This window comes from Paenisporosarcina sp. (genome assembly GCF_057785155.1).
Window position 1 is genome coordinate 88,679 of record NZ_JBYNRN010000025.1, and the last position, 12,373, is coordinate 101,051.

8 protein-coding genes are annotated in these 12,373 nt (G+C 35.9%); 2 read left to right on the forward strand and 6 right to left on the reverse strand.

The features are described from left to right. Complete coding sequence (locus AC3EA5_RS10625) at positions 1-501, forward strand: hypothetical protein (RefSeq protein WP_488608316.1); 501 nt, start codon at positions 1-3, stop codon at positions 499-501. Between the two features lie 91 nt (positions 502-592). On the opposite strand, the gene AC3EA5_RS10630 is transcribed toward AC3EA5_RS10625, so the two are convergent. From AC3EA5_RS10630 to AC3EA5_RS10645, 4 genes are all read right to left on the reverse strand, one after another. Then, on the reverse strand, positions 593-871 hold the full coding sequence (locus tag AC3EA5_RS10630; protein ID WP_488608317.1) for an AbrB/MazE/SpoVT family DNA-binding domain-containing protein: 279 nt from the start codon (positions 869-871) through the stop codon (positions 593-595). 242 nt (positions 872-1,113) lie between these two features. Beyond that, complete coding sequence (locus tag AC3EA5_RS10635; protein WP_488608318.1) at positions 1,114-3,870, reverse strand: S-layer homology domain-containing protein; 2,757 nt, start codon at positions 3,868-3,870, stop codon at positions 1,114-1,116. Between the two features lie 398 nt (positions 3,871-4,268). Beyond that, the gene (locus AC3EA5_RS10640) at positions 4,269-4,622 is read right to left on the reverse strand and encodes a hydrolase (protein ID WP_488608319.1); all 354 of its coding nucleotides are present in this window, start codon (positions 4,620-4,622) and stop codon (positions 4,269-4,271) included. A 200-nt stretch (positions 4,623-4,822) separates the two neighbouring features. Then, a complete protein-coding gene (locus AC3EA5_RS10645; RefSeq protein WP_488608320.1) occupies positions 4,823-5,479 on the reverse strand; it encodes a reverse transcriptase-like protein in 657 nt (218 codons plus the stop codon). Between the two features lie 187 nt (positions 5,480-5,666). Between AC3EA5_RS10645 and AC3EA5_RS10650 the strand changes: the two genes are divergently transcribed. Continuing rightward, the gene (locus AC3EA5_RS10650) at positions 5,667-6,053 is read left to right on the forward strand and encodes a DUF3139 domain-containing protein (protein WP_488608321.1); all 387 of its coding nucleotides are present in this window, start codon (positions 5,667-5,669) and stop codon (positions 6,051-6,053) included. A gap of 131 nt (positions 6,054-6,184) precedes the next feature. On the opposite strand, the gene AC3EA5_RS10655 is transcribed toward AC3EA5_RS10650, so the two are convergent. Then, positions 6,185-6,607 carry a VOC family protein gene (locus AC3EA5_RS10655; RefSeq protein ID WP_488608322.1) on the reverse strand — a complete coding sequence of 141 codons (423 nt, stop codon included), beginning with the start codon at positions 6,605-6,607 and terminating at the stop codon, positions 6,185-6,187. Between the two features lie 43 nt (positions 6,608-6,650). Beyond that, positions 6,651-12,287 carry a pullulanase gene (locus AC3EA5_RS10660; protein ID WP_488608323.1) on the reverse strand — a complete coding sequence of 1,879 codons (5,637 nt, stop codon included), beginning with the start codon at positions 12,285-12,287 and terminating at the stop codon, positions 6,651-6,653. Between the last annotated feature and the right edge of the window lie 86 nt (positions 12,288-12,373).

Genomic DNA, 12,373 nt, shown 5'->3' on the forward strand with positions numbered 1-12,373 from the left:
ATGAACACTTGGAAAGTTTCCACACTAATTTTGACCTTATTGCTAGTAATTTCTATAGTTTGGAATGTTCATCAAAAAACAACCTATCATAAAGAGCAACTTATTCATTATGCTTTAAATCATGCACAGGTAGTATTAGCTCTGGATGGTCTTATACCAGAATACGAGAAAACTGGTAATCCACAAAATCTAGCGACTTGGACGAGTGATAGGGCTGGAATTGCTACATACATCGGAACTCCGTCTTATACAGCAGCTTCCATTACTCGTGACTTCGATTATGATACAGCACGTGTATTAAGAGAGATTCATAGAAAAGCTCTCAATGACACTCTCGATTCCACTGATATTGACCGCTTAAAAGTAATACGAGATTTACATGATGTATTTGAAAAAACTATTTATCCTAATATGGATACTAAATCAGTTAAACAATTTGAAACTGATTTCACAGAATTCATGGCATATTATGAAACCCAAAAAGAATTGCTTTTTAAATAGTTCCACTAGCCACACACTTAATTTTTAAAATATTGAAGGGACATTCCACTGAAGGAATGTCCCTTTTTAAGAATATGTGTGTGATACCAATTTAAAATCTGACCGACCACTGCTTTAATTTCATCATCAGCAATTCGGCTCCCTTAGGACTTAAAATCAATCCTGGAGCAAGCTCAGAATTACTAGATAATTTTTCACCAGTTATAAAACAAGTTTGATGGGGAGAATATTTCTTCAATACAAGATTTTCGCCATCGATGAAAAACTCGATGCGATCATCTTGCTTAATTTTCAAATCGTTTCTTACATCTCTTGGAATCACCATTCGACCCAATTTGTCCATCGATCTCATGAATTTATTATTGCTCATGCTAATCCCTCCGTCACTATTTATGTAAAATCCTTATAATCAAATAGTAATGGATTAATGAATAACTAGATAGACAATTAGGTTGGGAAATCTTTTCGCAAAAAGCACCTTTTTTCAACATTTTTAGCCTTTAGTTTCCCATTAACAAAAAACCCCAAATTTAGTTACCTATTAAGTAAAGTTTACTTTTAGAGAAAAAGTCCAGCAATAATGCTGGACTCTTTCTCTAATTATGAAATTACTTACTCCAAGCCAATTCTGAATTCCATACCATAATTGGCGTATACACCAAATTGCATCGTGGCTTTTAATCTAACTGTAGTATCACTTCCTATATATGTATCAGAAATTATTAGTTTTCCTGATTCATATGTTATTCCATTAGGTAATGGATAATTGGTACTAGTCTCAACAATAAAATTTCTCATTCTCGTGTCATTCATAAACGCGCCAAACTCAGTACCTTGTAAATAACCTAATACATCAAATTCATTTTGGGTATTTACATTAAATGAAACAGGATCTGAAAATGGAAGAACTTTTTCAAGCGTATCTATACTAGCAACTTCTTCGGTAATTTGATTTATTTCATTTTTCAAATCTTCTATTGTTGCATAATGTGTATAACTAGTAGGTGTGCTAACAAAACGGAATAAATAACTATAATGATTTAAAAAAGACTCTGTTAAATTTAATTCTGTTGCGGCTTCTAACACGTATTTCATAACATCAGAATAATAAATTTTATTAACACTAATTTCTTCATGATGTTTTTCTAAAATCAGTCTGTTAACCTCAGTGAGTGTATCCAACAAGCTGTCTACTTCAACATGAATAATTTTGGTTTCGGTAATAGTACCATTCTTAAAGACAACCTCTAAATCCACTTCACCAGTTGCATTTGCAACCATTACATAAGAATCTCTTAAAGTTCTGGGATTCTTGCCTAAGTTTATTTCTAAAATATTAGGTTCCATTGATGAGATTGAAAGGACTTCTCTATTTTCATATCCGTTTAACAAGCTCCCGACCTGCAACGGTTCAACATACCTCGGTACGTTTGTATACATTTTCAGTGGTAGATCCGCAACTAATACTTCTTCAATAAGAGCATTAATGGCGCTAATACTTGGAGTTTCTAAAAGTTTTACTTCCTCCATAAACATTTCAATTCGACTATTGCTCAATTCGTACGACTTTTCCAAAAATGGGCTGATATTCTCGAAGGTTACATTCGCCCAATCTTCTTTTAAAACATCGAATGCTGTTTCAATATCCGCCGTTAAGTCTAATACTAATTGTTCATGAGTAATCGTATCTAATATCGCACCATTTTCATCAAATACTAATATATTAAATTGCATAAGAGTGGATTCAGACAAATTGAACTCTTTTAAGATATTCGGAATTCCTTTAGATGCTAACTTTAATGGTTCAAAAATAAATAAATCTTTTGTAATTCCTTCTATGGTTGGGTTTGCTGCTGGTAAATAGTTAACTTTAAAACTTTTTGCAGCGGGATACTTTACTCTTAAAGCATTTAAATAAACATCTACATTTGCATAACTATAATAATAAGGAGATTGTGAAGAATAATATTTCTTTACATCTTCAAAACTTTTAGATGTAATCACATACATTGGCATTTCTACTGGAGAAGGTGTAATAACTTCAATAGATGGATCCTCAGTAAATTTTGGTGTAATGATATTCTTTATTGATTCAAAATTCGCAATCACATCTGCTGCCAACACATCCGATGGAAGGGTCAATTTTCCAACGTGTATTAAACCTTCTATCGTCACTTTTTGATTACCCAACAATGAAAGTTCTTTAATTGTTGCTCCAATAAATACCTGCTCTACATTCTCGCCGATATTCACTGATGGAATGATAATACTTGAATCAGATTCAATAACCGATTTCTTATTTATAGTCACCTTTGAAACAGTTGTTTGATCAGTAAATTGGACACGTACATCTAACTTTTCAACAACTACATCAACAAGACTCGATTGATCAAAAACGACGGTATTAGAATCCCCACCAAAAACATTCGTTTTTCCTTTAACAGTTACATTACTCATATAGAAATCATTTTTAACATCCTTACTAATAGTAAGAGTCCCGTTAATTTGACCGTTTTTCAATGTGAAGAAATCACCGTTTACGGTTAAATCACCAAGAATCGTTGATTTTCCCAAATCTAAAGTCACGTTTTGATCGAATTCAGCATGAATACCAACAGACCCGGATGAGTTTAATACTAAATCAGTAACTTTAACAATGTTTGTCCCTTCGGTTTCAAATTTAATCTCTGCCCCTATTAATGAGGCTTGATTACTTTCGGAGAATAAACCTTGTAAGGTTTCATCATATGTATACATCACACCATCAATAACAACACCATTTCCTGTAACTTCTTCTATTACATTTTCTTGATTCATAAGTACTCGATGTATAAACACACTAAATGAAACGCGGTTAACGGGTTCATTGGGTCTGAATGTCTGGTCATTAAACCCAAGTGTAATGCCATTTTGATATAGAGTCTTAATATCTTCTCTATGTGAAGAAGATGCTTTACTCAAATCCTTTAATGGAACATTTTCATCGAGAACTGGTGTCAAATTATATGATCGAACAATAACGGAAGCCATTTGTTCTCTTGTAAATGTTGTATTAGTACCAAATACTCCTTCTTCAAAACCGTAAAAAATACCATGATCGAGTGCTGCATCTATGTATGTTATCCAATGAGATGTTTTTGAAACATCTTTGAAATCAGGGAGTTCCCCGTCACCTTCAACTTGCAAAGAATCTACTAAAAGCTTAGCTGCTTCTAAACGCGTAATTGGTGATGTTGGTCGAAAAGTACCATCTTTAAAACCACTTATAATACCTCGCTCAGTTAAGTTCTTTACTTCATCATAGCCAAATTCATTTTTAGACAAGTCTTTAAAGCTATTTAAATCTTGACCGAAAACTTTCGAATTCATGACGGAAGTCACTAGTATAAATGAGACAAATATCACTATAAATTTTGTTTTAAAATTCCTATTACTCATTAAATTACCACCTTCTTTTAATTTTTACATCTTTTATACTAGAGAACTATTAAGTAAATTAAAAGTGAATATTTTGTCGAATCAAGTCGAAAATGAAAGTTGATTGGATTTTACTACATAAATTTTTTATATAACTTTATTCATATATATCCGAAACTTTATATCTAATAGAATTAAAAATGCAAAGTTTTTTAGGATATTTGACCTGAAAAATTGAGTTCATACTAGCATTTAAACACAAAAAAACGTCCGATATTTTTCTCGGACGTTTTTTCTATTAATTAAATGTTCACTTTTATAAAACTAGATAAATTATCCCCAACTACCGATTATCTTAAATTCCGAATATCCTCCGGGTCATCCTCTTTACGATCAGTCAAAATCCCCATTTGCTTAATATGTGCTCTCGCTGCATCATCACCTAATTGATAGATAATAGCATACAACATTTTCTGCTGTGCATCATAACGATCATTTTCCGGGTCATGATGATACTCCAAAAATGGAATATGAGAACGCACATAGGTTTCCATATCCGCTTCATGTTTTTTCTCTAATACTGTCTCTAACGCATGAATTTCTTGTCTATTAGCTTGAACCACAAAACTCGTACTTTCAAGAGGCTCAGGTAAAATACTCTCACTTACCAAATCGACATAATACGTCTCTTTTGTTTGATCCATTATTTTCATCTCCTCCATTCACTTGTTTTACTTGTACCCCTTAGGATGTAAATAAAACCTTATGAAATGGCAGACTAATTACTATTTCCACTTACGAATGCATTCTTGAGATGAAAATTTGAATGATTATAAAACGAACTGTGCCACTTCATTCAAATAAGTGAATCGAATTATTTAACACGATTTTAATATCAACCTTATTATAAAATCTCAACATTTGCATTAACTGCAATGCCACTCAACGCTTGAGTTGCCAATCGATCCGATTCATTATTTACTTTTCTTGAAATAAGTTCATATTGGGGTTGAATACCTAGATCCTTCATCTTTACTTCAATGCGTTCTGACCATTCTAAAAAGTTCTTTTCAAGAGTCGGCCATTCTTCTTTCATTTGATTAATAACGACTTGTGAGTCGCCAATAATTTTTACAGGCTGATGATGAACATTTAAATGTTCTAGTTCTTGAACTGCTAAATAAAGAGCTGCATATTCGGCATCGTTATTTGAAGTCAATTCACTTGAAGGGGCATTGCTTCTAAGTCTATATGTTTTACCATTTTGTTCATAATAAATCACACAACCTAGACCTGATTTGTTCGTTTCATGGTCAAATCCACCATCAAAATATACTTTCACATTATGCGGTTCTGTCTCAAGACTTTTCATATAATTTCTCATCTCTTTTATGGTCCAAGTACTATCGTATTGGTCAGTAAAAGTAATTCTTTTAATTCTTCCCGTCCGCTCTAAATCTTCCGCAATCAGGAGCGCATGTGCAACTGGCAATTCTTCTGAATGAAATTCTGCCTCTGTCCCCTTTGGTGTTTTGTATACCCAATCAATTTTCAACTTCATTTCGAACCCACCTCTTTCATTTCCAAATGCAAACCATATTCCTCAGTATATCCATTACCGATTAATATAAAATTCAAAAACTTCTATACCTTTTATTAATTCAAATGAGCACTATTGACTACTTACATTTTTTACTATTAATGCAATACTTTATAGACAAAATAATCTCAATGAAACGGTGAATGCTGTGAAAAAAACTAATATAAAAATTGCTTTTACGACAATACTTATCTCGATAATCATATTTCATTTAAATTCTTGGCATTATAAACTGCTTGCACATGATCGAATTAATAGAGTTATTGAACTGCAAGAAGCTGATATACACCTCGCAAAAGTAACATATGATCAATACGATTATTTTGAATCAGGTTATGTAATGGAAGTATATTTTAACGATGACCCTGATATAAAATACAGATATGTATACGAAAGGGATAAACGTAGAGTCCAAGTCTCTGCTTGGTTAAATAACGCTTCATTAGATTTTACAAACCGAAAGGGTAAATATGATTATTTTATCACCGTTCTATTTGATAAAAAAAAAGAAATACAAGATGTTATCAAAAGATAATGATGTAAAAATATTAATTCAAGAATTAGTATCCTGGACTCCATAAAAAAGCCTACTCATTCATATTTTATATATGAATGAGTAGGCTTACATAAATTATATTGAATTAATAAATGAAATTTCAAAAAAAGTTACACCGCTCCATCTTCATAACTAAACTGCCATATTATACCGAACTTATCTTCTAATGATCCGTATAACGGACTCCAAAATGTTTCTTGAAGTGGCATGGAAACTTTCCCATCTTCAGCAAGAGCATTAAATTCTGCCTCTAACTTTTCTCTGTCTCCAGTAACAACCGCCAAAGTAATGTTCTTACCGAATGACACAGGAGCATTTGGCATGGAATCTGAGAACATGACCGTACTGCCATGAACGTTAAGACGAGCATGCATAACCAATTCCTTCATATCGTCTGGTAGAACAAAATTAGGATCTTTTGGATTATCACCAAACTTAGAAATTTCAGGTGTTTCTTGTCCAAAAACTTCTGCATAATACTCGACGGCTTCTCTACAGTTTCCATTGAAATTAAAGTATACGTTAACTGGCACTTCAACAGCTCCTCACCTTTTTATTCCAATAATCATAACATCTTTACTTCTTCCGTGGAATATCAGCTACTGGATGGTTAGGCTTAGAATTTTTGTTATCTTTATTAGGTTTCTTTTTATCCTTATGATCCACTTTAATCACAATAGTTGTTAAAGCATCAATCGTTAACGTATCTTTCGTTAATGTAAAGCCTGATTTCTTATGAATTTTCTTCGTTCCCGCTTCATCACTATCGACTAAGACATCTCCTTTGGATAAATCCAAATCTCCCAAAGTTAAGTTCCGAGCTTCTGTATCTGCATTTACAAATACGTAGTAATCCCCTGTGTTATCTGTCGACTTACTTTCGTAAGCAATGACTAAATCAGACTCATTTATCTCAGGGAATTCCAATAAAGTTACATTTGAATCTACTAATTCCTTATCTCCTAATCGGAAAGCATTAGTAGATCTACGTAATTTAATTAGACCTTCTGTGAATTCTCGAGTAGTTGTATTCACTTTAAACTCTTTTTTATTCGTTGCTTTTTCCCAATCGAATTTATTAATCGCATCCGAAGAATCATACGAATCATGAATGAAGTATCCAAACGAATTTCCGTATGTATCACTTAGCTCATGATATTTCTGTTCAGGCACGCCTTCGCCTAACCATTGCTTTGTTCTGCCATATTCTTGACCAGCGTGAATAAATGCTGTTCCTTGGGACGTTAAAATCATCGAGTTCCCAATACGAATACGTTTATGAATCTCTAAATTATTTTCAGCAATTACTGGATCCTTTTTAATAGATTGAGCAATCACATCGTATAACGGCAAGTTATCATGTGCAGCAATGTATTGAACCATATCGCCTGGATCGTCGTCAGCTGTATTCGATGGCTGACCTTTGATGTTATTGAAAATGGTCGTAATGTTTCGTGCGCCACCTGTTATAAATCTTGGCTCACCTTCTGAACCGAAACCGGATTTCAATTCGTTGCGGATTTCGTCAGAGAATACGCCAACATCGTCCGTTTTGTCCATCCAGTCTTGATCTGCACCCATTCCTGTAAGTGAAGGGTCAGCAATATGACCAGCAAACGTTCTCCAACCTTCGCCAATAAATAATGCATCGGGATTTACAGAAGCGGCTGCATCATACGCATTTTGAATTGAAGGATACGTCGCGTCACCCATCATATCAAATCGCATGCCATCAATTTTGTATTCTTCAAACCAATACTTCACTGAATCCACCATCAGCTTTTCAGCCATTGTATGATTCGTTGCCAAGTTGTTACCAAAACCGCCTAAGAAATTACCTTTCGAATCTTGGAACGCATAGTAATTCGGCACAATATCATTTAATTGGCTAGCTTTCGCCATATGCGTGTAGACAACATCAAACACGACACCCATCTCAGCATCATGAATTGCGTCAATTAATTCTTTCAGCTCTTTTACGCGAAGTTCAGGATCAGTTGCATCCTCTGAATACGCACCATCTGGTGAGAAGTAATTATGTGGGTCATAGCCCCAGTTGTATTCATTGCCACCCGCTGAATATTCGAGTTCCCGCTCATCCATATTCGTTTCATCGCCATAATACCAAGCCATGACCGGAAGTAGCTGAACATGAGTAACACCTAAAGACTTAATATAGTCGAGTTTGTCAATAAAACCTTTGTAAGACCCCCATCTCGATTTTAAGTCCTTTTCAATCGAAGGATCAGATGTAAAGTCACGAACATGAACTTCGTAAATGACCGCATCTTCCCGCTTTTCGTATCCATCAATTTTGGCATGACCGAAACCTGTTGGGTTCGTACCACTTAAATCAACAATAGCAGATTTCCCAACAGTATCGCCGTCCGGACCTGCATTTCCTTCTGTATTTACAGTAAATGCTGCCATTAATTTAGCATAAGGATCTAATACAGTTTTTCTTACGCCATCATTTGTGACTTCATACTGATAATAATATCCTTTAAGATCCGATACTTCTAAGTCACTTGGTAGAACCTCTTTTGACCAAACACCTTGTTCACCAATTGTTAAATCTACACTGCCAATTGGCGTTGCCGCGTCATCTTTATCAAAGAAATTCGCAACCACTTTGCTAGCCTTTGGAGCCCATAATTTTAATGTGGCATTGCCATCTTTGTATGTCGCACCTAAATCATCCCCATCGTACGCATACATTTCATCTAGTAATCTCCATCCTGTCGAAGCTGAAACAGTTCTACCTGCATAGGTAATCGACAATGGAAGTTTGTCTAAAGCGAAAGTTGATTTCACTTCAACCGATGTGTCTCCAGTTATTTCAACACTTTCGGCAACAACTTCTGTTCCATCGATATCTGTAATCACTAAATCCGTTTTCAACATTTCAGTTGTTAACCCTTCAGTCATTGTAAATCCTAATAGAATGGTATCTTCAGAAATGACTTCACCAGATACAATTCCTGATGCTACTTCTTCATAAGGAGAAATATAAACCGTATCATCACCTTGCTTAATCCATAAGTGATTATACTTATCTAGTAAGTTTAATGACTTATCTCCACCATCTTTTTCTTGTGTCTCTTCATTAACAATTAAGAACCCAATATCCTTGGCATCTTCTTTCAACTCGATATCTGCGTAAGCACCATAACGGTCGACTCCATCTAAATCGACTGCATCCGTTGGCCAATTACTAGAAGGAGCTGCCGTATCCCCCCAATTCCATACACCAAAGTTTTCGTAATCCGCATTATCACGTGTGTAGTGAATACGGACCGTGTTTTCTGGTAAATCAACCGGTTCGTACATATACACTTTATCTGAACCTTGCTTAATCCAAATTTCGTTCATTTCAGGCAAAGCAATCGTAAAGCCTTTGTCGCCACCATCTTTACCGGCATCCCCTTTTGTTATGTCCATAACAAGGAAACCAATATTTTTCGCACCGTCAGCTAGTGGAACATCAATGTACGCGCCATAACTGTCGGTTTTATCGAACATAGTTGCACCTACCGGCCAATTAGCCGAAGGTGAAGCGACATCATTCCAAAGCCATGCACCATAGTTTTCATAAACATTGTCTTCTCGGTTATAGTGAATGCGAATGTTGTTAGCTGGAATCGGTTCAACTTCTACATCGCCATCTTCAGTAACAACCGCTCCAGTAATATTGCCACCTTCAGTTGTTAATAAAACCGTACCACCTTCAGCTCTACTTGGAAGTGTTAAAAGAACTTCTCCTGCTTCATTCGTTTCATAAACCTCACCCGAATAATGGTTAGTTACCACAGCATCTGGTGAATCAACCGTTAATGTTACCTTTTTTTCTTCTTCCGCAACATTTAAACCAACGTACACAGATTCATCGTTATACGCTCGAGAGAACAGCAGGAACTGATCTTTATCAGATCCACCTACAAAAGTTCGCTCTCCTTTAGCAACCACTTTCGAATGATCACTTCGGAAATTAAGAACTTTCGTATAGTGATCTAAAATATCATTGTTTTCAACTTGATCCCAGGCAAAGTCATAGCGATTATCGTATTGTGGGTAGTTATTTGCTCCAGTTAACCCAAGCTCTTCGCCGTAATAAATAACGGGCTGACCTTTTGCAGTAGCTTGAAGAGATGCAGCAACTTTTAACTTACCTTCATCTCCTGCTAAAGAATGCAAGAATCCATCTTCATCGTGACTACCAAGGAATTGCCCTAATGTAGCGGTATTATCAAGTTTTCCGTTACGTGAAACCAGTGCATCATTCGCAGCTTTCAACTGGCCATTTACGAAATTACGAGCTGTATTTTTAAACGCGAAATCTAGTAATGAATCCATCATTCCTGTTTCAAGATAACCTAGATTATTGTTAACATCGGCACCCCAAGCTTCACCAATCATCTTAAACTCAGGCTTCTTCTCTGTTAACACATTTTTGAACTTCATCCATGTTGCATCTTCAACATGCTTCACTGTATCTACACGGAAGTAGTCAATCGTATTCCCTTTTTCCGTAGTAGCTTGGTCAATCCAGCTTGTTTGCCAATCAATGATTTGCTGACGAACAACAGGATCTTCTGTCTTAATATCAGGTAGACCAGCTAATTCACCCACCACTTCATCTGTTCCAATATCAGCTCCTTGACGGACAATATTGCTAAATCTAGAACGATCTTCATCTGTTGGGAAACCTGCAGGTGGATTCACCATGTCCCCATCAATTTCTTTTAAGCCATAACCTGTATGATTTAATACCACATCGACCATGATTTTCATGTCTCGGGCATGAGCAGCATCAATTAAGTCATGGAAATCTTCCATCGTGCCGAAATGCGGATTTAATTCCCCGAAATTGTTAGCCCAATAGCCATGATAAGCATAGTAGGGTTCACCGTTTTCGCCAGAACGAACATCATATTTAACGTTTTCGACAATTGGACTAATCCAAATCGTATTGACACCAAGATTATCAAGATAATCGAGCTTTGTCGTGATTCCTTTTAAGTCCCCACCTTGATAGGTCCCACGTTTAGTCGAATCATAGTTAAGCTCGTAAGGATCATTATTAGAAGAGTCGCCATCAAAGAATCGATCCGTTAACATAAAATAAATCACGGACTCGTCCCAATCAAAATCAGCATCTCCTGCCAATTGTCTCGTTTTCACTTCCACTTGCGTCGAACCTTCGTAATTGTTTCCATAAGAATCTACTGCTGTTAATGGAATTGTTTTCATCCCTGCTGTTGTATCATCATCCACTGCAATTGCAATTTCTTTTAATGAAGGATCGATCTCAAGCTTATCTGACCCTCCTAAAGAAGACGCATCCGCAAAGATTTTCGTAATCGTTACATCATTTGTCATTCCTTCAATATCAACAGATAATACCGCGTTTTGATTGTAGTCAATAGCTGCGGGTTCTACTGAACCTGACACCGTTAAATCTGCCTGACGGAAATCAATCGTTGAAACACCGTCCACTGTATTGTAAGGATCGCTTACTTCAGTTGTACCCCCATCTTTTGTTACAAGGAATGAGTATGGTGTTTCCCCATTAGGAATGTCATTGTAAGAAAGGACAAATCTCTCATTCTCAGGTTCGTACGTCATTTCCTTTATTTCTCCATTAAACTTTAACTCCACTTTTTCAATCGTATGCATCGCATCGTTTGTGAAAAGGTCTTTATCACGGTAATAAAACGTCGCATCACCTTGATTAATAACAGGAGCCGACCCATCAGGGACGATTCGAATCTGCTCAACTCCACTTGTGATGTAAGCTTTCGTCAATGAGTCGTTTTTATTTACTTGAATAAAACGATCTCCAAACTCTTTTTGTGCTGTGTTCCAGTCATACGTACTTCGAAGAACAAAGCCAAATTGTTCTGTTTCAGGCGCAACAGCAATATGAACAGTTGCTTCACTACCTTCTTTCGTTTCGAAATCAATTTGATCATCTTTAACGCCTGTGTTCCATGCCCAAATGTTCCATTCGCCAAAGTTTTCATCCTCTCGAATATACGTAAAACGGACTTGGCGGTCTGCCGATTCAGTTGCTTCAACCTCATTGGTCTTTACCGTATCTACCGCAAGTGCCTGTCTAGCTGGCACAAATGGTAGCCATATACTCAGAATCATCATCATAACCATAAAAATCGAGAACTTGCGCTTTGTATTTCTTGATATTTTCACTGCCATGTTTCCTCCCCTTGTTTTATTTTGCAATCGCTTACATAAGTCTAGAAAAATATTCGCAGATAAACCAATGCAATCGTTTGCACTTT